This window comes from Thermococcus sibiricus MM 739 (genome assembly GCF_000022545.1).
Lineage (GTDB): Archaea > Methanobacteriota_B > Thermococci > Thermococcales > Thermococcaceae > Thermococcus_A > Thermococcus_A sibiricus.
In genome coordinates, this window is the sequence record NC_012883.1 from 1824845 (window position 1) to 1845800 (window position 20956).

General features: G+C 41.7%; 24 protein-coding genes. 13 read left to right on the forward strand and 11 right to left on the reverse strand.

Features of this window, described 5'->3' with window-relative positions; genetic code table 11:
- Positions 1–452: 452 nt before the first annotated feature.
- Together TSIB_RS09905 and TSIB_RS09910 are read left to right on the forward strand one after the other, a co-directional pair.
- On the forward strand, positions 453–1241 hold the full coding sequence (locus tag TSIB_RS09905; protein ID WP_015850302.1) for a type IV toxin-antitoxin system AbiEi family antitoxin domain-containing protein: 789 nt from the start codon (positions 453–455) through the stop codon (positions 1239–1241).
- Positions 1234–1644, forward strand: coding sequence for a nucleotidyl transferase AbiEii/AbiGii toxin family protein (locus TSIB_RS09910; protein WP_015850303.1), 411 nt, complete (start codon positions 1234–1236; stop codon positions 1642–1644). Before TSIB_RS09905 ends, TSIB_RS09910 begins: the two co-directional genes overlap by 8 nt.
- On the opposite strand, the gene TSIB_RS09915 is transcribed toward TSIB_RS09910, so the two are convergent.
- Entirely contained in the window at positions 1628–2809 is a 1182-nt protein-coding gene (locus tag TSIB_RS09915) for an RNA-guided endonuclease InsQ/TnpB family protein (protein ID WP_015850304.1), read from the reverse strand. The two genes, TSIB_RS09910 and TSIB_RS09915, sit on opposite strands and share 17 nt — an antisense overlap.
- Complete coding sequence (locus TSIB_RS09920) at positions 2790–3398, reverse strand: IS607 family transposase (protein ID WP_015850305.1); 609 nt, start codon at positions 3396–3398, stop codon at positions 2790–2792. The genes TSIB_RS09915 and TSIB_RS09920 overlap by 20 nt, the downstream gene beginning before the upstream one ends.
- Before the next feature lie 97 nt (positions 3399–3495).
- On the opposite strand from TSIB_RS09920, the gene TSIB_RS09925 reads away from it, so the two are divergent.
- The 7 genes from TSIB_RS09925 to TSIB_RS09955 all read left to right on the forward strand — a co-directional run bounded on the left by TSIB_RS09925 (position 3496) and on the right by TSIB_RS09955 (position 9366).
- Positions 3496–3864 (forward strand): nucleotidyl transferase AbiEii/AbiGii toxin family protein, encoded by a 369-nt coding sequence (locus TSIB_RS09925; RefSeq protein WP_228359811.1) that lies wholly within the window; start codon positions 3496–3498, stop codon positions 3862–3864.
- A gap of 180 nt (positions 3865–4044) precedes the next feature.
- On the forward strand, positions 4045–5103 hold the full coding sequence (locus TSIB_RS09930) for a glucose-1-phosphate thymidylyltransferase (protein ID WP_015850307.1): 1059 nt from the start codon (positions 4045–4047) through the stop codon (positions 5101–5103).
- A 9-nt stretch (positions 5104–5112) separates the two neighbouring features.
- Complete coding sequence (gene rfbB, locus TSIB_RS09935; protein ID WP_015850308.1) at positions 5113–6114, forward strand: dTDP-glucose 4,6-dehydratase; 1002 nt, start codon at positions 5113–5115, stop codon at positions 6112–6114.
- A 74-nt stretch (positions 6115–6188) separates the two neighbouring features.
- Positions 6189–6413, forward strand: a complete 225-nt coding sequence (locus tag TSIB_RS09940; protein ID WP_015850309.1) for an antitoxin family protein — start codon at positions 6189–6191, stop codon at positions 6411–6413.
- Positions 6388–6945, forward strand: a complete 558-nt coding sequence (gene rfbC / locus TSIB_RS09945) for a dTDP-4-dehydrorhamnose 3,5-epimerase (RefSeq protein WP_015850310.1) — start codon at positions 6388–6390, stop codon at positions 6943–6945. The genes TSIB_RS09940 and rfbC overlap by 26 nt, the downstream gene beginning before the upstream one ends.
- Positions 6946–6954: 9 nt before the next feature.
- The gene (gene rfbD, locus TSIB_RS09950) at positions 6955–7818 is read left to right on the forward strand and encodes a dTDP-4-dehydrorhamnose reductase (RefSeq protein ID WP_015850311.1); all 864 of its coding nucleotides are present in this window, start codon (positions 6955–6957) and stop codon (positions 7816–7818) included.
- Between the two features lie 126 nt (positions 7819–7944).
- Positions 7945–9366 (forward strand): flippase, encoded by a 1422-nt coding sequence (locus TSIB_RS09955; protein WP_015850312.1) that lies wholly within the window; start codon positions 7945–7947, stop codon positions 9364–9366.
- Between the two features lie 47 nt (positions 9367–9413).
- On the opposite strand, the gene TSIB_RS09960 is transcribed toward TSIB_RS09955, so the two are convergent.
- Genes TSIB_RS09960 through TSIB_RS09990 form a run of 7 tightly spaced genes read right to left on the reverse strand, consistent with a single transcriptional unit; the run spans position 9414 to position 14869 of the window.
- Complete coding sequence (locus tag TSIB_RS09960) at positions 9414–10358, reverse strand: glycosyltransferase family 2 protein (RefSeq protein ID WP_052293238.1); 945 nt, start codon at positions 10356–10358, stop codon at positions 9414–9416.
- A complete protein-coding gene (locus TSIB_RS09965; protein ID WP_015850314.1) occupies positions 10342–11439 on the reverse strand; it encodes a DegT/DnrJ/EryC1/StrS family aminotransferase in 1098 nt (365 codons plus the stop codon). Before TSIB_RS09965 ends, TSIB_RS09960 begins: the two co-directional genes overlap by 17 nt.
- A complete protein-coding gene (locus tag TSIB_RS09970; protein ID WP_015850315.1) occupies positions 11436–12437 on the reverse strand; it encodes a GNAT family N-acetyltransferase in 1002 nt (333 codons plus the stop codon). Before TSIB_RS09970 ends, TSIB_RS09965 begins: the two co-directional genes overlap by 4 nt.
- Before the next feature lie 5 nt (positions 12438–12442).
- Positions 12443–13369: a glycoside hydrolase family 130 protein gene (locus TSIB_RS09975; RefSeq protein WP_015850316.1), complete on the reverse strand. Its 927-nt coding sequence runs from the start codon at positions 13367–13369 to the stop codon at positions 12443–12445.
- Positions 13366–14109: an acetyltransferase gene (locus TSIB_RS09980; RefSeq protein ID WP_015850317.1), complete on the reverse strand. Its 744-nt coding sequence runs from the start codon at positions 14107–14109 to the stop codon at positions 13366–13368. The genes TSIB_RS09975 and TSIB_RS09980 overlap by 4 nt, the downstream gene beginning before the upstream one ends.
- Complete coding sequence (locus TSIB_RS09985) at positions 14051–14548, reverse strand: sugar 3,4-ketoisomerase (protein ID WP_228359812.1); 498 nt, start codon at positions 14546–14548, stop codon at positions 14051–14053. The genes TSIB_RS09980 and TSIB_RS09985 overlap by 59 nt, the downstream gene beginning before the upstream one ends.
- Before the next feature lie 24 nt (positions 14549–14572).
- Complete coding sequence (locus tag TSIB_RS09990; protein WP_015850318.1) at positions 14573–14869, reverse strand: AbrB/MazE/SpoVT family DNA-binding domain-containing protein; 297 nt, start codon at positions 14867–14869, stop codon at positions 14573–14575.
- Positions 14870–15126: 257 nt separating this feature from the next.
- On the opposite strand from TSIB_RS09990, the gene TSIB_RS10495 reads away from it, so the two are divergent.
- The 4 genes from TSIB_RS10495 to TSIB_RS10005 all read left to right on the forward strand — a co-directional run bounded on the left by TSIB_RS10495 (position 15127) and on the right by TSIB_RS10005 (position 18068).
- Positions 15127–15303: a hypothetical protein gene (locus TSIB_RS10495; RefSeq protein WP_187146408.1), complete on the forward strand. Its 177-nt coding sequence runs from the start codon at positions 15127–15129 to the stop codon at positions 15301–15303.
- Between the two features lie 424 nt (positions 15304–15727).
- Positions 15728–16045, forward strand: coding sequence for a hypothetical protein (locus tag TSIB_RS09995; protein ID WP_015850320.1), 318 nt, complete (start codon positions 15728–15730; stop codon positions 16043–16045).
- 115 nt (positions 16046–16160) lie between these two features.
- A complete protein-coding gene (locus TSIB_RS10000) occupies positions 16161–16979 on the forward strand; it encodes a V-type ATP synthase subunit I domain-containing protein (protein WP_148206191.1) in 819 nt (272 codons plus the stop codon).
- A 99-nt stretch (positions 16980–17078) separates the two neighbouring features.
- Positions 17079–18068 (forward strand): glycosyltransferase family 2 protein, encoded by a 990-nt coding sequence (locus TSIB_RS10005; RefSeq protein ID WP_048160727.1) that lies wholly within the window; start codon positions 17079–17081, stop codon positions 18066–18068.
- On the opposite strand, the gene TSIB_RS10010 is transcribed toward TSIB_RS10005, so the two are convergent.
- Together TSIB_RS10010 and TSIB_RS10015 are read right to left on the reverse strand one after the other, a co-directional pair.
- Positions 18052–19746 (reverse strand): hypothetical protein, encoded by a 1695-nt coding sequence (locus TSIB_RS10010; protein WP_015850323.1) that lies wholly within the window; start codon positions 19744–19746, stop codon positions 18052–18054. The genes TSIB_RS10005 and TSIB_RS10010 overlap by 17 nt on opposite strands.
- On the reverse strand, positions 19743–20951 hold the full coding sequence (locus TSIB_RS10015; RefSeq protein ID WP_015850324.1) for a glycosyltransferase family 4 protein: 1209 nt from the start codon (positions 20949–20951) through the stop codon (positions 19743–19745). The genes TSIB_RS10010 and TSIB_RS10015 overlap by 4 nt, the downstream gene beginning before the upstream one ends.
- Between the last annotated feature and the right edge of the window lie 5 nt (positions 20952–20956).

Genomic DNA, 20956 nt, shown 5'->3' on the forward strand with positions numbered 1-20956 from the left:
ATGTTTTGGCCTCTCTGTTGCTTGCAAGAGCCCTTCCGAGAGGGGGGGAAGGTTTAAATACTCCCTGATTCCGGGAGGGTAGGGGGTAGTGATCGCGTGAATCAGCTTGTGAGAGTGAGGCTACTGGCAACAGGATGCCGAATGAACTCTCACAAAACCCCGCCCGTAAGGCCAGGGTAGTTCACTCCCATAAACTCTTTTTTGATTTTTTGGGCAAATCCTCATATTATTATTGCCGCGGCGTTCTTGCTTTCATCGATGGCTATTACCACATCCATATATTATCCCAAGTCTTATCATTGAGTTGGATTTATAACAATTTTTATGATAGTTTTAGCGGGGGTTGATCTTGCTAATTTTTACTGTCAAAAATTTTTATTGTATGAATGGTAGTAAAGATTTAGTAGGTATGCCGAAAAATTTATTAAGTTGGTGACCATAATAGTCACCATATGGCGAAAAATTACTATCTCACAAAAACTGAGCAGGGGGTAATCAGTGTCATTAAAGGCGCTGATATAGTGACAGTTCAAGAGATAAAGGGATTATTCCCGGAATTAAGTGATGACATGATTAAGAAAGTGCTTTCGAGCCTCGCGAGAAAGGGTTACCTCTACAGACTTAAAAGGGGCATATACCTGGTAAACGAAGAGCCGGGGAGGCCACTGATAAAAAACCCATACCGGATAGCGCTCGCCCTTTTCCCGGGCTACGTTGCATTCTCTTCAGCACTGAGGCTCTATGGCCTTATCGAGTATGAGCCCTTCACGATCTTTGTGGCAACACCAGAAAAGTCCGGTAAGAGAGAAATAGGCGAATACACCATAAAGGCCATTGCCCTGGGAGAAAAAGCGATTGGAATGGCCCTTAAGGATGGGGTCTACACGTCCACCCTGGCCAAAACTTTCTTCGACTGCTTTTACAAGCCGGCCTACTGCGGGGGTTATTCCGAAATAACGAAAGCCCTCTATGAAGCCGAAAAAATAGACTGGGAGGAGTTCTTGAGCTATTTTAAACGCTTTGCAAGTGATTCGCTTTGCCAGAGGACAGGCTACATTTTGGAGCTCGTGAAAAGCCTTGGTGTCAATGTTCCAGAGGAGGTTATTGAATACTTTAGGGGCAGGGTTAGGGCCTGGAGTAAGTTAGTTCCGACCCTTCCTTCTAGGGGGGAGGGAGTCAGGGAATGGAAGCTGATCGACAACCTCGGAAAGGAAAGGATTCTGGGGTGGGCGTATGGATGAAAGGATGCTAAAACTCATAGCCGCGAAGACCGGGTGGGGTTTGAACTACGTGGACAAGGAGGAGAAGATATCATTGCTCTTAAGCCAGCTGTGGGAAATTTTCGGTGAGAAGGCAATCCTAAAAGGTGGCACTGGACTCAACAGGGTTTATTTAGCCAGAATTGGGACGGTGAGGTTCTCTGAGGATATGGATATAGACTACTTCAACGGTGATGTTGAGACCTCTGCTCAGGAAATAGTTGAGGGGATGAAAGGGATAGAGGGCTTCAACGTGAAAGGGTCAAGGATTCTCCATAGGACGTTTCGCTTTGACTGTTATTACACCAACACGCTCGGAAACAGGGATAGGGTGAAGGTGGAGTTCTACCTCAGCAGACCCGTTCTGGTTATCCGCTACTTTTAAAACATGTGAAACTATCGTAGCGGATAACCTTCCCTCCTCCCGTCTTCATCGGAGGGCTTTCGAGGGGAACGGTTACTCCCCACATCTTCAGGGCCCTCAAGCGGATGTTCCAAGAGCCGACAACATCCCTGTCGGCTTCAAAACCACAATTTGAGCACTTCAAAACCCTGTGCCCATTCGGGCTTAGTTTTCCCCCACATATCGGACACAGGGAGGAAGTGTAAGCCGGATCAACAAAAACAACCTTTACGCCCTTCAACTTCGCCTTGTACTCGATAATTGACTGGAGCTTGTGAAAACTCCACCTGTGGAGACGGCCATTCATCTCAGCCGAATATCTGATTGACTCTCGGATTCCAGTCAAATCCTCCAAAGCAATCCCGCCGTACTTCTCGGCCAGTTCAACAATTTTGTTAGCGAGTTTGTAGTAGAGGTCGTCCAGCCTGTTCCTTTCTCTTTCACCGTACTTTTCGAGGAGTCTCTGCCTCTTCTTGCCGACTTTGACTTTCTTCTGGATTTTTCTCCGCTTTACAAAATAGCCAGTCCTAATCTCTCTCTCGTGGGTGATTATCTGGACGAATTCGCCGTCTGAAAGGCTGAGCGTTATATTGTTCTCGTTCAAGTCCACACCAACAAAATCTTCGGGTTCTTTAACCTCGACTTCCTTCGAGAAGACGACATTGATGAAGACGCCCTTAGGCGTTCTCACGAGCCACGCTTGGCCAACCTTCCAGCCCCTGAACTTCCCGTGGTGCTTTGCCGGGTAAAATTCCAGGGTTATTCTCCCCTTCGGAGTGGAGAGTTTGATTATTCCCTTCTCAAGGTCAAGTTTAAACAAGTGATCATCGAGCATTATGGAATCTTTTTTGAACACTGGCCTTCCATTGGCTTTTCCCCTTCTCTTTCTCTTCCGATAGTTCTTGTAAATTGATGAGGCCATTTGACAGGCCGTGTAGTGGTAGTGACTTGGAAGCTCTGGATAATCTTTTCTCAATTCTTCATACTTTTCCTTTTTGAGCCGTTTAAAACTCGTGATGTTGTTCTCAAAGGCATAGGTGATTAGGGAGTTCACAATATCACGGTAGGTTGAGAAGAGTTCATCTAACCCGTCGGGAGTTTCCTTCAGCTTGAATTTGGCCGTGAGTTTAATCGTCTCTGAGGGCATTCTTTACCGCCTCGACGAGGCGTTTTTTCTTGTGGGAACGCATCCCATAAAGCTTTCCAGCGAAAGAGGTTACAATTGCTAGTAAGTCCTCGACAAGCTCTTTTTCTGGAGTCTTCTCTTCATCGTCAAAGATTACTTCGATTTCAACGCCGTGGGAGTTGAAGTATTGTTTGAGGTATTTGAAGCCAAAGCGGGTGAGCCTGTCCTTGTATGTTATCACGACTTTGGTTATTTCTCCATTCTCAACGAGTTTGAAGAGTTGTTTTAGGCCCTTCCTATTTTCATTCAATCCTGATGAAATGTCGGTAAGAATTTTCACAACTTGATAACCCTTGGAGGAGCAGTAGTTTTTGAGGTATTCGGCTTGCCTCTCCAAGTCTTCTTTTTGGTCTTGGCTTGAGACCCTAGCGTAAATAACGACTTTATCAAGAGTTTTGCCTTCAAGGAGTCTCTTAATCTCGCTTTCTGGAACTCTGTATTCTTTGCCGATTCTGTGAGCTTTAAGTTTGCCCGATTGTATCCAGCGGAGGATTGTCATCTTGGAAACTCCGAGTTTCTTTGCTGCTTCGCCAGTTCGGTAAAGTCTCATCGCTCTCACCCAAGATAAATAAGTGTCAAAAGTATTTAAAAGTTTCGCTTGTTATTATATACGAAACAGCCCCTGCCTCGAAGCGAGAGTTGAGCTGGTGAAGTCTCCTTTCCTGGATTCTTACCCCACGATGTTCAGGGTTTATTCTCTGGAGGATCTGCTTGCAAAGAAGGTCGTTGCCCTTTACAGCCGCATGGAGGGCAAGGACATCTACGATGTCTTTCATGCTCTTAACTTGGACTTGGAGGTCGACAAGTTCCTAAAAGCTCTGGAACTCAACCTGAGGTTCTACCGCATAGAAGGTGATTTCTGGAGTGAGTTGATTGATAAGTTGGCTCAGGCAAAGGAAAATGCCCGCCAGATCGGCAATTCGACCAACCACTTCATTCCCAAGACACTGCGGCCTAACTGGGAGGAGCTCATTGAGAGCCTGCGCTTCAGGATGAGGAAATTTTCTTCGGAATAGTCCTCGATGACTATGAAAACATCATAATTCGCTCCTTTCACTGGGGTATAACAAGTTAAACTTCTCCCAAAGCTTTCAGAATTGCGTCAAAAATTCCCTCAGCATTTTCATCCCATGCTAATTTTTCACTGCCAAAAATTTTTAATTATATAAATGGTAGTGAAGATTTGGTGTGACCAAATGAAAGCTCTAATTTTATCTGGTGGTCATGGTACTAGATTAAGGCCCTTAACTTATTCCCAGCAGAAGCAGCTTATACCGGTTGCAAATAAGCCCGTTCTATTTTATGCTATTGAGGACGTCATAGAGGCGGGAATTCACGATATCGGAATAATAGTTGGGCCAAGCAAGGAGCAGGTTATTGAAACTGTGAAAAGCGTTGACTGGGACGCTGAGATAGAGTTCATCTATCAAGGAGAGCCCAAGGGGTTGGCCCATGCGATAAAGGTTGCGAGTGATTATCTCGGTGATGACGATTTTGTGATGTATCTTGGCGATAACATACTCAGGGAGGGCATAGTTAGGCACTTGGAGCACTTTAAAGAGGAGAATTTTGATGCAAGCATACTTCTTCAGGAGGTTCCGAATCCTCAGCAGTTCGGTGTTGCCGAGCTTAGTGAGGACGGAAGGACGATTAAGCGTTTAATTGAAAAGCCAAAAGTTCCCCCGAGCAATCTGGCCTTGGTGGGGGTTTACTTCTTCAAGCCCATAGTTCACGAGGCTGTGAGGAACATAAAGCCCTCATGGCGCGATGAACTGGAAATTACTGACGCCATTCAGTGGCTCATTGACCACGGGTATAGAGTTGGCTGGACGAAGGTCACGGGCTGGTGGAAAGATACTGGAAAGCCCGAGGATATTCTTGAGGCCAACAGACTTATCTTGGACGACATAAAAACGAGCATTAAAGTAAAAACTAAGGCCAGAATCCACGGGAGGGTGGTAATTGAAGAAGGGGCTCAAATTGATGAGAGCACAGTGATTAAGGGCCCGGTAGTGATCGGCAGGAACGTCGTGATAAAGAACTCCTACATCGGCCCGTACACGAGCATTGGAAATAACTGCGTTATAGAGAACACCGAGGTTGAGGACTCTATAATCCTGCCCGACAGCGAGATAAGGGACGCTGGCAGAATCGTGGAGAGCCTTATCGGGAGGGGCGTTAAGATAGTAAGGGGCAACAGCCACCCCCTCGGAAGGAAGTTCGTCATCGGCGACAACTCTAGAATAATCCTGTGAGGTGAAAGCATGAGGCTTTTGGTAACCGGTGGGATGGGCTTCATAGGGAGCAACTTCATCCGCTATGTTTTAGATAAGCACGATGACTGGGAGGTTATAAACCTTGACAAGCTCGGCTACGGCTCGAACCCGGCGAACCTGAAGGACTTTGAAGGCGATGAAAGGTATACGTTCGTTAAAGGGGACATAAACGACTTCGAGCTTGTTTCTAAGCTAATAAAGGAAGTTGATGCCGTTGTGAACTTCGCTGCCGAATCGCACGTGGACAGGAGCATTTCAACCCCCTACGCATTCATTGAGAGCAACGTCCTCGGCGTTTACACTATTCTTGAAGCTATAAGGAAAGTTAACCCCGAGGTTCGCCTAGTTCACATTAGTAGCGACGAAGTCCATGGAGACATCATGAAGGGCTCTTTCACCGAAGAGGACAGGCTTATGCCTTCTTCGCCTTATTCCGCAAGCAAAGCAGCGGGAGACACTTTAGTCCTCGGGTGGGCCAGGACTTACAATCTAAACGCCTCAATAACTAGATGTACGAACAACTACGGCCCGTACCAGTTCCCCGAAAAGCTAATCCCTAAGACGATAATAAGAGCTAGCATGGGGCTCAAGATACCAATCTATGGAACTGGCCAGAACGTGAGGGACTGGATTTACGTTGAGGATCATGTGAGGGCCGTTGAAGCGGTTTTACTCAAGGGCGAGCCAAGGGAGATCTACAATATCTCCGCTGGAGAGGAGAGGACAAACCTCGAGGTCGTTAAGACGATACTGAAGCTCATGGGGAAGGACGAAGACTTGATAGAGTTTGTCGAGGACAGGCCCGGGCACGACCTAAGGTACTCGCTCGACTCCTGGAAAATAATGAGGGACTTGAAGTGGAGGCCCAAGGTGAGCTTCGAGGAGGGAATAAAAAAGACTGTAGAGTGGTATCTCAACAACGAGTGGTGGTGGAGGCCTTTGGTTGATGAGAAAGTCCTCCATCCAACGCCGTGGAAGCTGAGGTGGTAGCGGGCCAGAGGAAAACATAGGGAAAGTTTATTTAGCCCCTAGACGTGATTGATTATCTGAGGAGTGGAATATGAATGCCAATCATCGTTGAGGCTGTTTATGAGAATGGAGTCCTCAAGCCCTTAAAGAAACTAAATCTGAAAGACGGTCAAAAAGTCAGGATTAAAGTTGAGTTAGATGTGTCCGAGTACTACGGAGTATTTGGGAAAGCTTCCTCGAAAGAATTAAAAGAACTGGAAGAGGAGGTCAAAATTTTCTTAAAAGGTGATAAAGATGCCCTTCGACTTCAAAAGGCTTGAGATTCCTGATGTTATTTTAATCAAGCCCAAGGTCTTTGAGGACGAGAGGGGCTTCTTCATGGAGACGTACAAAAAGCCTGATTTTGAAAAGGCTGGCATAAAGGGAGACTTTATTCAGGACAATCACTCGAAGTCCAAGTATGGAGTCCTCAGAGGATTGCACTTTCAGCGAGAGCCCTATGCTCAAGCAAAGATTGTGAGATGTATTAGGGGAGTAATCTACGACGTTGCCGTTGACTTGAGGAAAGACTCGCCGACCTTTGGTAAGTGGGTTGGTGTTATTCTTTCGGAGCACAACAAATGGCAACTTTACATCCCTAAGGGCTTTGCCCATGGCTTCCTTGTGCTTAGCGACGTTGCTGAAGTAGTTTACAAAGTTGATAACGTCTATGCTCCTAATTACGAAGGTGGCATAATATGGAACGACCCCGACATAGGCATAGACTGGCCGGTTGACAAGCCGACAGTCTCAGAAAAAGATATGAAGTGGCCGACGCTGAGGGAAGCCATCGAGAGGGGCTGGGTCTTCTGAGGTGATTCCATGAGGGTAGCCATCATCGGAGCCAACGGACAGCTGGGGAGTGATTTGGTTGAAGTATTTGGGAGTGATTCTTCCTTTGAAGTGGTTCCCTTAACTCACTCCGACCTTGACGTTACTATTCTAGATACCTTGGAAGTCTTGAAGAAGCTCAAGCCCGATGTGATTATTAATACGGCAGCATATGTCAGGGTTGACGATGCCGAGCTCTACCCTGAGAAGGCCTTTCAAGTTAATGCTATTGGAGCTCTGAACGTTGCGAGGGTCGCTGAGGAAATAGATGCAGTTAATGTTTACATCAGCACTGATTATGTGTTTGACGGAAGCAAGGGCGAACCTTACACCGAGGAGGATATCCCAAACCCGATAAACGTTTATGGTTTAAGCAAGTACGCTGGAGAGATATTCACCAAGAACTACTCCAGAAAACACTACATCATTAGAGTTGCGAGTCTGTACGGAAAGGCTGGGGCGAGCGGGAAGGGCGGCAACTTCGTCGAGTTCATGGTTCAAAAAGCCAAGAGAGGAGAAGAGATTAGAGTGGTGGATGACCAATTCATGAGCCCGACCTACACGAAGGACGTTGCAAGGACTCTAAAGAAGCTTTTGGAATTAAAGCCGGAGTTCGGCGTTTATCATATGGTCAATGATGGCTTCTGTTCTTGGTACGAGTTCACGAAGGCGATATTCGAGATTTTAGGCTGGGAGGTTGATGTTAGGCCGATAAAGTCGGACGAGCTCAAGAGGCTTGCAAAGAGACCAAGGTTTTCCGCTTTGAGGAATAAGAGGCTTGAGGGGCTCGGCCTGAAGATGAGACCTTGGAGAAGTGCTTTGAAGGAGTATTTGAGGGAGAAGGGATATATTTAAGAGTCAAACATGAGTTAAATGGGTCGAGGGATTCAATGAGCGAGGTAATCTTTTCTTGGACGTCGAGTAACAATGGCAACTCTTAAAAAGCAACGTTTTTATTAGATTTCTGAGCGAGGTGCAATTATGAACACCGTACAGAGGATTGCAAAGAACATGGCGGTGCTTTTTGTGGCCAGGGTTGTGAGCATGTTACTTGGCTTTTTCTACGTAATGTACACTGCAAGGTACCTTGGCCCGGCAAACTATGGTATCCTTTCATTTGCTTTGGCTCTTACGGGCATTTTTGGGGTCATAGCAAACTTTGGGCTTGACCCTTTGACTGTTAGAGAAGTTGCGAGGGACAAAAGCCTTGCCAGGAAATATTTGGCGAATGGGATTGTTCTGAAGCTGCTTTTTGGAACTTTGACATTTCTGATCGTCTCGTTGGTTGTAAATCTTTTGGGTTATCCCGAGATCACGATAAAGGTTGTTTACATAATAACTATCTCCATCATTATTGGAGGGATTAATAACCTCTTCAGCTCCATATACCAGGCCTTTGAGAGGATGGAGTTCATGTCCATCGGGCAGATCCTCCAGAGCGCGCTTTTCCTGGCTTTTGCAATAACTGCAATAAAGCTCGGCTTGAACGTAGTTCATTTTGCGATGATTTACCTAATCGTGAACTTGATTGTCCTTGGTTATCACGTTGTTATAACAGCCTTGAAGTTTTTGAGGCTCAAAATAGAGGTGGATTTGGGATTTTGGAAGAGTGTTGTAAGGGAGGCGTGGCCTTTTTTAGGGATGAACGTTGCAATTATGATATATTTTAGAACAGATACGATTATGTTATCCAAATTAGTAGGTGACACTGCAGTAGGTATATATAATGCGGCTTACAAAATAGCAGATTTATCGCTTCTAGTTCCTAGTATAGGGGTATCCGTGGTTTTTCCAGTATTTTCGAGATCTTTTAAAAATAATTTAACATATTTTAAATTTCTATCAAATTTGTTAATTAAGAGTGCATGTTACATTGCCCTTCCCATGGCAATCATTGTGACACTGTTTTCCAATAAAATTATCTTGGTTATCTTTGGACAAGATTATCTAAACTCAATATCAGTTCTAGAGATATTAATTTGGACATCTGCAGTTAAATATGTATCTATGTTTCAAGGGAATATAATGGTAGTAATTAATAAACAGAAATTTACATTTAAGGTTACTGTAATAATGGCGATATTAAATATAATTTTGAATTTAGTACTAATTTCAAGGTATAGCTATGTTGGTGCGGCATTTGCAACACTAATAACTGAGATCACGGGCCTTACTATTGGTTTCGTTTTCATGAGTAGGTGGGGTTATAACTTCGATCTCCCAAGACTTCTCATAGTTGCTATTGCAACCTTAATTATGACTGCTATCCTTGTGAAAATAACTTCAAACGTTTTTAAGGCAGTGCTGCTAATCTTTATAATTTATTTAGTGGTTGTCTATCTTGCTGGATTTACAAAGGAGGATATAAAAATTTTACAAGAACATCTTAGGTTATTAGCATAAAGTTGCGAGGAGTTCAAATGAAGAAGGATATTATTTTATCTTAGATTTTAGATATTATATAATAGCAAATAATAAACTTTCCTTAGGATTTTTCTTCCTAGACTGTTTTCACTCGTAGCAACAAGACCTAACAAGATTAAGGGGTACAAACTAATTGGATCAATCTTAACTAAAACCGGTAAGTAACTTAGCACAATTTTGCGTTCACCTAATTGAGCGTATGCAGAGGCTATTCTGTGATATAGCATTGCCCTTAGTTTTTTCGATATTCTATCTCCATATCGTTCCAAAAAATACGTGCTGACTAGTATTTGATCTCTTAACCATTCACGTCTGTCTGATAGGATGCTGTTTTTTCCATGTATTCTGTACATTGCTAATGGTTCGGGAATATAGTAGAACTCATAATTGTATGCCAAATCAACCATAAACTTATAATCATTTAGATATTTTAGGCGTTCATCATATGTTATATCTTTGATATTTTTCTTTTTTAAAATAACGCTCTGACCAAAAATATAATTGCCCTTTAGAAGTTCTTCAAAGAGGTTACCACTTTTTTTCTTTTTTGAAGCCCCATACATTTGAGTAAAGGTCCCCCCTGTTGGGTTACCTTGTGCATCGATCACTAAACCCTCTGACCAAACTACCAAATCATCATTTTTCTCAAAGAATTTAAGTTGTTTTTCAAGTTTGTCCTTGACCCACACATCATCTGAAGAAAAAAGAGCAATGAACTTGCCCTTTGCTTTTCTCAATCCTTCATTCATCGTTCTAGCAATGCCCTTATTATTTTTATGAAAGATTGCGCGAATTCGTTTGTCTTTTTTTTCATACGCTTTAATTATTTCCTTGGATCTGTCTTTTGATCCATCATCAATAATTATTAACTCAAAATCAGGAAAAGTCTGATTTAACACACTCTCAATTGCTTGGGCAATGTATTTCTCATGATTATAGGATGGCATTATAACACTAACCGTTGGACGCATCTTTGACCACCCTCGCTATCTTCTCCACTTCAGTATCACTCAAATGTGGAAACATTGGAAGAGACAATATCTCTTGGCTAATCTGTTCTGTGACAGGTAGTCTTACCTTAACCCCAAGGTCAAGGTAAGCTTTTTGGAGATGAACTGGAACTGGATAGTGAATCTGAGTCTTTATTCCATTCCTCAGTAGATATTGCTGAAGTTCATCTCTTTCTTTATGTCTTATCACATATAGATGATAAACATGCTTGGCCCACTCTTTCTCAACGGGTGTAATTACTCCAGTATCCTTTAAAAACTCATTATATAATTTAGCAATTTCTCTTCTTCTCTCGTTCCATCTGTTCAAATATTTGAGCTTAACCCTTAGAATAGCCGCTTGGATCTCATCAAGCCTACTGTTGACCCCTATGAAATCATGATAATACTTCTTAGGTGAACCGTAGTTCCTCATCATCCTTAACCTTTCAGCAAGCTCATTATCATTTGTAACTATTGCACCGGCATCTCCATAGGCTCCAAGGTTTTTTGTCGGGTAGAAACTAAAACAGGCCACGTGGCCGATGCTGCCGACTTTTTTCCCTTTATACTCGGCCCCATGGGCTTGAGAAGCATCCTCTATTACATACAACCCATGTTTTTCAGCAATCTCCATTATTGGATCCATATCCGCAGGGTGTCCATACAAGTGAACGGGTATGATTGCCTTCGTCTTTTTTGTAATTTTCTCCTCAATTTGATTTACATCAATTGTGTAAGTTTCTGGATCAATATCCACAAACACTGGCCTTGCTCCGTTTCTTACGATGGCATCAACCGTGGAGATGAATGTGTGCGAGACAGTAATAACTTCATCCCCTCTTCCGATTCCAAGAGCCTTAACGGACAAGTAGAGGGCATCTGAACCTGAATTCACGCCAATAGCGTAATTAGCTCCCAGATATTTTGCAAATTCTTCTTCGAATTTTTTTAACTCTTCCCCAAGGATAAACCAACCACTTTCAAGAACCCGCTGAACTGCATTGTCAATTTCCTCTTTAATTTCATGATATTCCCTCTTTACGTCGACGAATGGGATCATATTTCATCACCTATTTTCAGTTCATATCTGTCATAAACGGTTGCCCTTGCACCAAACTGTTCCTTATATGTTATGAGATCAAAATTAAGGTATTTACCCTCGTTCTCTGTAGATATACCAAAGTCAAAATATTTTCGTGGGTTAATCCTAGAGTAATATTCGTTTATTAAATAATCAAAAAGATAATCCAGAGCATACAACTCTTTTCCTATTTCATTCGAGGCTATGTATTGAGCATGAGCAACTTTTTTATTACTCTCATACATTATTACCCCAGCGACCATTTCCCCCTTGTAATAAACTGCAAAAAGTTTGATATGTTCCGGGAATCTACTTGCCAATAGCTTTATCTCGTCTGCAGTATGGGTTGGCTTCACCCCATATTTTTTTCTTAGGTTCTCCTCTACTATACTCATATATGTATCGAAATCATCAGTTTGTTTAATAACTAAGCCATGCGATTTAGCATTTTTTATACTCCTTCTACGTCCACTACTAAATCGTATCTTTTCTGTGAGATCTATGGTTGAAGATACGTCTCTCCTTATTAACCTAGCACCAAACCTAAAAAGTGCATATAAATCTTCTTCTGCAGGGATTATGTGATATATGTGTGGAACAGGTTTATAAACGAGCTTAGTTATTCCCATATCTTCGAGATAGCTTGTGAGGGCTTTAAAAAGACCCATCATTACAGGAGTTCTCATCTTGTTTCCAGATACTACGCCTCCATATGTTAGACCCGCATGAGAATAAATCTTGTCTTTTTCAATATTTGCTGGCATAACGCCAACAAGGGTATTTTTGTAAAAAAACATTAATGAATGATCCTCAAATCTATCAGAATGGTACTCCATATAGTTCCTGTAAAAAAGGAATGTGCCATTTTTGGATTCTGATATAAACTTGTCCCATTCTTTTCTAAATTTGGAAGAATACTCTCTTATACTAATTTCGTTAGCAAATTTTTGGATGTTTGGGTGATCAAATTTTCCCATAACTATCACCAAGATTCTAATATTGCATAACCAAAACCACTCTTACCCATACCATTTCCATTGTAGAACATATATATCTTATCTTCATACTGAATGAGAGATGGGTAACACAACATTTCGGAGTCCCAGCCTCTCGGCGAGGGAGTAATACCAATCTCATGATCTTTTCGAACCCAATGAATCCCATCAAAAGATTCGGCGAATCCGGGAAGATAGTCAAAATGATTTCCTCGTTTAACGCCTTTCGTATAGAACATATAGTACTTTTCATTAAACTTGTATACTCTTGGACGGCCAATTCTATATTCAGTGTTGTTGTTAGGAATAACTATAGTTCCAGGTTTCCTTTCAAATGTAATACCATCTTTTGATTCAATGTATCTAATGTCATAACTTGGATAAGGTTTCCCCCCTATGTATTCCCATTTATTCCCGGCCGCATACCAAATCCTCCACTTTCCGTTTTCAAAAAGGACTGAATGAATAGCTCTTATATACAATTCTCTATCTATACGATCCAAAATAGGAGCGTTGCTAATCCTTCTAAATGTATACCCTTCATCTTTACTTATTGCAAGACCACTAAATGCTAAGAACTTTGCTTTCTTAACAAGCTGAAATCCAACATAGTACATTCTAATTTTATTTTTGTACTTAACAACATCCCCCAGAATCATACCATTATCATCAAAAGCACCTGGAATCCCTATATCAAGAACTGGCTCCATGGAAATGTCCAATACCCTCGAAGGGTTGTCAGCCTTAACGTCTACATATCCGATTCTACTAACACCTTCATTATCTCTAAATCCCACGTATACTCTGATGGTCTCGTCGTCAAGTAAAATTGGAGTGGGCGTCATTGCAGAATGTTGCATCCATGGTTTTTCACCTTTTGGAGCATATATGCGTCCCATCTTTCTCCACTTCATATCTCGTCACCCCTAACACCAAATACTTCATAACTACTTTTTGGAAGTCTGCGGGCAGGATTTCCCACATAAACTCCTCCCGGTTCTGTTATATCTTTTACTACTATCGCCCCATTTCCTATTATAGTGTCTTTGGCGATTTTTATCCTATCATTTAACGAACAATTAACCCCTAAAAAACTGTATTCCCCAATCTCGCAAAAACCGGAAATTATTACACCAGATGCTAAATAGCAATGATCCTTTATCACACTTCTATGCCCTATGTGATTCTTAGCCCAAATCACAACGTTGTTTCCAATTTTGACTTTTCTCTGGATATTATTATATTCAAATATGAAACAATTGTCACCAATTTCAACGTCCCTGCCTATGAACACAGTTGGATGAATAAATGTTACCAGAGTATACCCTTTTCTCTTGGCTTCATGATATAATCTCGCCCTAACTCGGTTAAGTTTTGTGTAACTTACTGCAACAAACGCCTTATATTTTTCAGGAGGGTATATTTCTTCTACATTTTCGAAAGGAACTACTGGAAGACCAAATAACTTCGTTTTATCTAAGTACTCCCTCTCAACGGCAAATGCAACAACTTCATATGGGGAATAATCAGTAAAATATTCATAAGCAATTTCTGCAGTTTCTCCCGTCCCGATTATAACAAGTTTTTCAGTCTTTTCATTTTGCTTCCCGAGTAAGTTTATTGAGTTTTTCTCTAACTTCTCTATCCGATTCATCCCAAAAACCTCCCCTTGACATTTTCTTAAAAGTTTCGTAGTCCCTTATATAATCTTTCTCATCGTATGGCATCGATGCCAACACCAAAGCTACTGAATTTGAAGAAAAGTTAACCAACTCCCTCCAGATTCCAGGTGGAATATACAGGCCATAGTGGGGCCTGTTGAGGAACACACTTTTTCTTTTGTATCCATCATCAATTATTACCTCAAAGCTACCGCTCAACGCTATAATCACTTGTTCGAGATTTATGTGTGCATGTCCACCTCTCGTTGCTCCAGTAGGGACGTCATACAAGTAGTATACCCTCCTGATTTCAAAGGGCACATGCTTGTTTTCTTCAATGAATGTTAGGTTCCCCCGGTAATCTGTGACTACTGGGAAGTTAATAATTTTGCATAAGCTTATTCTGTCAGTCGGCATAAGCATTTCCTCCATTATTTCTTATCAGATTTAAATAATTTAATCATTTCGTTTGGGCTTATCTGCTTTGTAATGTGCAAGCAGCAATACCTCCAGCACATCTCCGGGCTTTATATTCATGACCTCCCTAAGGGCTTTGGGGATGACTAAGGCCCCTTGCTCACCAACACGGGCTGTAAAAGTTCCTTCTCTCGCTTTTTCATTGTTTTCGTACTTTATTATCTTAACCTCAACAAAATCACCCTCATTTATTCCATAGAACTTTCTCGTGCCTGCCGGGATTATTATCCTGCCGATCTTGTGAACGACGACGTGAAACTTTGCTAGAACTTCCATACCCACTCCCCTAATGGTTTTGAATTATTTTCGTTAATATGCTTTTGGGTACCCAAACAAGGTTTATTCGGGTTTCGTATTTTCGAGTATAAGGCCCTCTAGAGCCACTGTGAGCGACAAAAACATGCTCGAACCTTCTATAATCCTTAATTAGTCTAGAAAAGCCTTTGACGTTCACAAGAAACGCGTGTTGAAAAACAACGGAAAAAGAAATGCTTAGCAGTTCTCTCACATCACGAGCAGAGAAAGGTGAGAAAATGGTGCAAATGATGAGAAAGACGCACAAAAGCCTACAAAAAATGAGAACCGAAAAGCGAAAACTTTATTTTCCAAAGAATACTCTAGCAATTCCAGAAATTAAGGGCGAACTTTCTCGAATCCCCCAAATTGAGTTACATCCATTGAGGAGAGAGAAAATCCTTAAAATTTTTTAAGATTTGTGGATTTTGCCAGGCTGTTTTGGTCAGTTTAAATAAGGTCTAATGCGAGCATTGTCTTCCGCTTGGCATTTGCAGCAATTTGCATTCATTAATCCGCTTTCAAACCATGGGGCACCACCAACTGGGCTTCTATTATGGTTTGCAGTCAGTTTTCAGCGTTTGCACAATTTTTTCATCCATTTTCCAAGTTTTGTTTGTTTTTGCAGTTTTGCAAGGTTTTTTTCATATATCATACTATGGAATATGCCTAATATCCCTAGAAAACCCCCATATACAGGCGGTAAGAGCCGTGAATTTTTTGCGACTCAAGTTACCCAAACACGAGAAAAAGAAAAACATATCCCCATCCTCATTATCCCGAAAACCTTAAATATCATTTTACAATATTTTATATCAGAAAATGATATGGTGATCAAAAATGCTAGACCTCAACGAGGTCGATAGCATCTTGGAAAGGACAAAGCTCAGGCTCCTCATCCAAGAGAAAAGCAAACTGGCAGGAGCCGATACGCTTGATTCAGTAGTTCTTCTTAGGAACGGGCGCATATTAATTCTTTTATTGCTCGAAAAAGAACCTAAAAAGAAAGATTTAATAAATACCAAATGTTCTGATTTAGAGTTCTGGTTTATGTGGAAGGATAAGGACAAAGTGTACGTTCAGAAGGCAGGGGATAAAGACGTCATTCCTCTCGAACTTGGAGAAGTCGATGCCTTCATAGACCTTGTACTCCAGTGAGGTTGTGAGTGTCGAACTTCACTATACAAAGGTAGTCCCGTAAAAAATTCACGGCACTTAACAGGGGTCAACTTGAGGGTAAAGCTTTTAATAGAGTTCGTCATAATATTATATGATGAACTCGGAAATCCTTGACTTCCGAACGTTGCTCACCATAATATACGAACACTTCGGGACGGGCGAGTTCACGGCGAGGGAACTTAGCGACCGCCTTAGGGAGGCAATTTCCAATCCAGCGTTAATAGCAAATCCCGCTTTCTTGAAGGTTTACCGCAGGGTTAGCAAGAAGATGATCTCTAACGACTTGAGAAGGCTCTACGCCATGGGCTTTCTGAAGAGGAGGAGGGTGAAGAGGAAAGTTATGACCAAGAGCGGGAAGGTCTGCCACAGGGGCTATGAGTACAGGTACTCGCTTTCGAGCCAGGGACTGAAGTACCTTGCTTATATGGCGAGCGGTGGGCATGAGAGGGAGGAGCAGGAGGGGTTTGAGGATTTTCTCGTGAAGATTTTTATAGAAAAGAAAGCCCCTGAAGAAATTAGGGACATTTTGTGGGAGTTTTATGAAACCCAGATGAAGGATAGGAAGGGCTTCAGGAGGTTCTCGACTTCCCAGATGGCCTTCTGGGATAAGGTTTTGGAGCGTATAACTGAAATTTTTAGGGACAAAAGGATTAAATCGCTCGAAGAAAGAGTTAAGGCTCTTGAAGAGGAGAATAAAGAACTCAGGGAGAAAATAAGGAAACTTGAAATGGAAAAAACAGCGTATAAAACCCTTAATGAGAAGCTTTTACTGATGTTAACTGAGATAATGGAGCTTACGGACAGGGCGCTTGAGAAAGCGGAGCACTTCAAAGAAGAGAACGAGAGATATAGGGAGATTGTTAAAAGGGTCAATAAAGTGTTTGCTGAACTCGGGCCCATAACGGGGAAATGAAAGTTTGGGTCCTTTTGTTATTAACACAACTGCTGCTAAAATGTTAAAAAACAAAGCTTTTAAACTTTTTAACTTTTCTATATTCTTGAGGTGTAATTGGTGTTTCCCCGTGTCTCTATAATTATTTTGAACTGGAACGGCTGGAGGGATACGATAGAGTGCTTGGAATCGGTTTACAGGATCACTTATCCTAATTACGATGTTGTTGTTGTTGATAATGGTTCCCAGGATGATTCTGTTCAAAAGATTAAGGAGTATGCTGAGGGGAAAGTCAGGGTTAATTCAAAGTTTTTTGAATATAATACAGAAAATAAGCCGATTAAGGTTTTCGAGGTTAGTGAGGACGATGCGAGGGAAGGAAGGTTCAACAGGCCACTTTATGAGAAGTATGACGTTGATAGGAGAATGATCTTGATCAAAAACAAGGACAATTACGGCTTTGCAGGCGGGAATAACATAGGAATAAAATTTGCACTAAGCGTTTTGAATCCCGAATACATACTGCTTTTGAACAACGACACGGTAGTTGATCCAAAGTTCTTGGATGAGCTTGTCAAAGTTGCTGAAAGCGACGAAAAAATAGGGATTGTTGGGCCAAAAATTTACTATTATGATTATAAAGGGAGAAGTGATGTAATTTGGTTTGATGGTGGACGTATCCATTGGTGGTGGCTTTGGGCATATTCTTCTAGTAAAGATTCTGAAAGAGACACCCATCCTAGAAATGTTGAATGGATCACAGGGGCCGCCTTAATGATGAATACCAAATATTTTAAGACATTGAATTCCAAATACTTCTTTGGGAACGAAGATGTTGAGCTAGGTATAAAAGCCAATCGCAAAGGGTTGAGGGTCATCTGTGTTCCCAGTTCTAAAGTCTGGCACAAAGTTGGTGTTTCACGAAAAAAGGCCAAAGTTAATATAAGAGCATTAGAGGGATATTTCAATTTTGTTCGTGTAAACTTTTCTTCTCTAACGTATGCTTACCAAGTTGTAATCAACACTTTGCTCATTCCAGTCCGTTTTATTTTAAACAGAGATTTAAACATGCTTTATTACCTTCTCCAGAAGTTTAAACAACGGCAATGACACTCCCAGTATTGTAAATGGCATTCTTGAACACAAAGATCCTTGAAAGGACTTCCTTAGTTTCGGCACCAAGAGACAGGTATGCCCGCTGAGAATACCCTTTACCCAAAACAAAGTACCTATCCTGGATAAGTTTTACCCGTATTAGAGCTAAACAGTCCCTGTTCTGGATAATAGCATCAAAAGTCTGGAGGTTGCAAGTTGGAAAAGATCTATGGTCCTCATTAAGCATTCCCACGATAACTGAGGAAAAGTGCTGGAAGTCAATATCAGTAGCTACTGGAAGTGAAGAGTGTGTTGTCACGAATTTTGCTGTTGATATCTCAGAATCATACCACCCAGTTCTGATGGAGTATTGGGGCACCAGGGGGTTATCATCGTTTGCCACATTTGCCCTTAACATTAACACACCCAAGAGGGCAATAAAAATTATTGAAAGTATTTTTCTCCAATTACTATCTTTTCCAAAATAATCGAGTAGCGATCCTACAAAAGCAGATGACAATACCTCACCATAATACCAGAACCTGTGTGAAATTTGGCTTAAAGTGGGATTGAGGAAAGTCGCAACTCCAGCAACTATCCCCCCAGTTGACACCACGTTGCTCAGCATCAGCTTATCTCTAAACTTGTTTTTAAAGAGCAGAATAAACATCCGGAGAAGTGATATCCCTGCAATGGCAAAGTAAAGGAGCATTCCCAGCCGTGCCATTAAGACATCTAAGAAAGATACTGGAAGTCTGGCTTCATACCTTTCAACATCAAATCCGTGAATAAACAATTGTTTAAAAATAGCAGTTAGACCTTTCAAATAGAATCCTGAATATAACGCCCACTCGAAGAAGGCTAGGACAATTAAAAAGCCTAAAAACGTTAAATACTCCTTAGCCTCCTTCTCCTTAAAAACTAAAGCTAAGATCGATACAACGACCACTTGCCAGATCAAGAGGCTAAAACTCACCGTGTGCATAAGGACAAGAGATATTGAGAGTAGTACTGCCAAAAACTTAATTTTGCTATCATTCAGGCTTCTAAAGTATACAAGGTAGAATATCAAAAATGCCAGCGCCACACCCACGCTGTTTGGAATGATACTTTTGCCTGCTATGTCCAAAACGTTATCAGATATTGCCACTAAAAGAATTGAGGCCAGTGCGACTTTACCTCCGAAAAGTTTCTTTGAGTATAAGTATGCCACCAGCATCAGCAAAATTAAGGTTGGCATTCCAGCAAACAGGAGGTCAGCCCACTTATACTTTAAGTCTGTTAAAACAATCCCACTCACGATTAGCAGATGGAAATTCGGCATTTTAACATAAGGTATTGGAACTTCATTATATAGGGGAATGTACCCTCTTCTGGCAATTTCCTCTACGAAAATCCAGTGAGCCCAAGGATCTCTACCTAAAACAGTTTTGTAGAGGGTTTGCTGTGTTAGAACAAATGACAGAGGTATAAAGAGAACTTCCGCAAAGAGCGTGAGTTTAACCCACCTACTAGAGTTTCTAAGGAGCAAAGCCTGCGCGAACACAATTGCTACAGCTAAAGACAGCAGATAAAAATAACTCTCTGGGCGTACATAAGCTTGTTCTCGATAGTAAAAGGTAAGGGAGGACAAAATGAGCAGGGAGAAGAATGTTACTGACAGTAAAGTAAAGGTTCTAAGATTATTCTTCATTTCAGAACCACCCCGTAAACCTTCAGAGTTTCCTTTGCAATATTCTCCCACGTGAACTGCTCCGCGTACTTCCTTATCTTCTCCCTGTCCCACTCTTTCTCAAGGGCCTTTAAAATTTTCTCCGCTAGGCATTCTGGATCAGCGGGCGGACAGAGTAAGCCGTAGTCCTCGGAAACTATGATCTCGGGCACACCGCCGACAGCGGTCCCAACAAAGGGCAAACCAACGCCGAGAGCCTCGAACATCACCGTGGGATTCCCCTCACTCAAACTCGGCAAAACGAATAAATCAGCAGCGTTCATCCACAGGAGGATTTCGCTGTGGGGTTTAGCTCCAGCAAGCATAACATAATTTTCCAAGTTCAACTTTTTAATTTGAATCTCTAACTCCTTTTTGAGCGGCCCATCTCCAACGATGATAAGCATAACATCCTTCCTATGACTCACAACTTTCTCCATAGCTTCAATTAAATAGCTTTGACCCTTTACTGGCACCAAGTTAGCAACGTTCAGAATTATTTTTTTGTCCCGCGGAAGGTTAAGTTGTTCCCTGACAAGTAATTTGTCCATTGGCCTAAACTTATGGGAATTGAAGCCGTTAGGAATTACAGAGATTTTGTCCTCAGGAATATCGAGCTTGGTGGTAAGTATTGTAAAGTTGCTTTTACTTACTGTAACTATGTGATCTGCAGAGTCCAAGGCAAATTTAACTTTTTTAAACCATTCCCTGCCCCTGAACGGAAGCTCATAAATGTCGTAACCATGACCAGTAATCACCAGTGGAACGCTGAACTCTTTTGATAGCTTCGCTGCAGCATACCCACTCGGCCAAGTAAAATGAGCATGGATTAAATCAAACTCTATCTTGTTCTGCTGTATGAATATACTATACCTTCTAAACAATTTGTCTCCCAAACCTGTGTTTTGTCCATCAGGGAGAAAATAGAGCATCGAAACTACATTAACTTTCACATTTTTCGGTTTTTCAGCTAAATCGACTAATTTTTCTTTTGAGAACTTCTCTACATGCCTAAAGTATGAAAATGGCAAATACGAAGCAAGTTCTGATAGATAGTTATGGTGGACTAACACGTTTATTTCATCTACAAAGGGACTAAGCCCTTCAGTAGATCCCTTCACAAAAGTGTTGTAGTGAGGAGCAATAATAAGTATCTTGAATGATCCCATAGTTATCACCATCTTCATAATTA

Bases quoted from the DNA above. Each gene is read 5' to 3' on its own strand.
- TSIB_RS09980 (WP_015850317.1), bottom strand. From the start codon at position 14,109: ATGAATCGGATAGAGAAGTTAGAGAAAAACTCAATAAACTTACTCGGG.
- TSIB_RS09995 (WP_015850320.1), top strand. From the start codon at position 15,728: ATGCTAGACCTCAACGAGGTCGATAGCATCTTGGAAAGGACAAAGCTC.
- TSIB_RS09930 (WP_015850307.1), top strand. From the start codon at position 4,045: ATGAAAGCTCTAATTTTATCTGGTGGTCATGGTACTAGATTAAGGCCC.
- TSIB_RS10495 (WP_187146408.1), top strand. From the start codon at position 15,127: ATGGTGCAAATGATGAGAAAGACGCACAAAAGCCTACAAAAAATGAGA.
- TSIB_RS09975 (WP_015850316.1), bottom strand. From the start codon at position 13,369: ATGAAGTGGAGAAAGATGGGACGCATATATGCTCCAAAAGGTGAAAAA.
- TSIB_RS10010 (WP_015850323.1), bottom strand. From the start codon at position 19,746: ATGAAGAATAATCTTAGAACCTTTACTTTACTGTCAGTAACATTCTTC.
- TSIB_RS09960 (WP_052293238.1), bottom strand. From the start codon at position 10,358: ATGCGTCCAACGGTTAGTGTTATAATGCCATCCTATAATCATGAGAAA.
- TSIB_RS09940 (WP_015850309.1), top strand. From the start codon at position 6,189: ATGCCAATCATCGTTGAGGCTGTTTATGAGAATGGAGTCCTCAAGCCC.
- TSIB_RS09985 (WP_228359812.1), bottom strand. From the start codon at position 14,548: ATGGAGGAAATGCTTATGCCGACTGACAGAATAAGCTTATGCAAAATT.
- TSIB_RS09915 (WP_015850304.1), bottom strand. From the start codon at position 2,809: ATGCCCTCAGAGACGATTAAACTCACGGCCAAATTCAAGCTGAAGGAA.
- TSIB_RS10000 (WP_148206191.1), top strand. From the start codon at position 16,161: ATGAACTCGGAAATCCTTGACTTCCGAACGTTGCTCACCATAATATAC.
- TSIB_RS09965 (WP_015850314.1), bottom strand. From the start codon at position 11,439: ATGATCCCATTCGTCGACGTAAAGAGGGAATATCATGAAATTAAAGAG.
- TSIB_RS09920 (WP_015850305.1), bottom strand. From the start codon at position 3,398: ATGAGACTTTACCGAACTGGCGAAGCAGCAAAGAAACTCGGAGTTTCC.
- TSIB_RS09910 (WP_015850303.1), top strand. From the start codon at position 1,234: ATGGATGAAAGGATGCTAAAACTCATAGCCGCGAAGACCGGGTGGGGT.
- rfbD (WP_015850311.1), top strand. From the start codon at position 6,955: ATGAGGGTAGCCATCATCGGAGCCAACGGACAGCTGGGGAGTGATTTG.
- rfbB (WP_015850308.1), top strand. From the start codon at position 5,113: ATGAGGCTTTTGGTAACCGGTGGGATGGGCTTCATAGGGAGCAACTTC.
- TSIB_RS09955 (WP_015850312.1), top strand. From the start codon at position 7,945: ATGAACACCGTACAGAGGATTGCAAAGAACATGGCGGTGCTTTTTGTG.
- TSIB_RS09905 (WP_015850302.1), top strand. From the start codon at position 453: ATGGCGAAAAATTACTATCTCACAAAAACTGAGCAGGGGGTAATCAGT.
- rfbC (WP_015850310.1), top strand. From the start codon at position 6,388: ATGCCCTTCGACTTCAAAAGGCTTGAGATTCCTGATGTTATTTTAATC.
- TSIB_RS10015 (WP_015850324.1), bottom strand. From the start codon at position 20,951: ATGAAGATGGTGATAACTATGGGATCATTCAAGATACTTATTATTGCT.
- TSIB_RS09990 (WP_015850318.1), bottom strand. From the start codon at position 14,869: ATGGAAGTTCTAGCAAAGTTTCACGTCGTCGTTCACAAGATCGGCAGG.
- TSIB_RS09970 (WP_015850315.1), bottom strand. From the start codon at position 12,437: ATGGGAAAATTTGATCACCCAAACATCCAAAAATTTGCTAACGAAATT.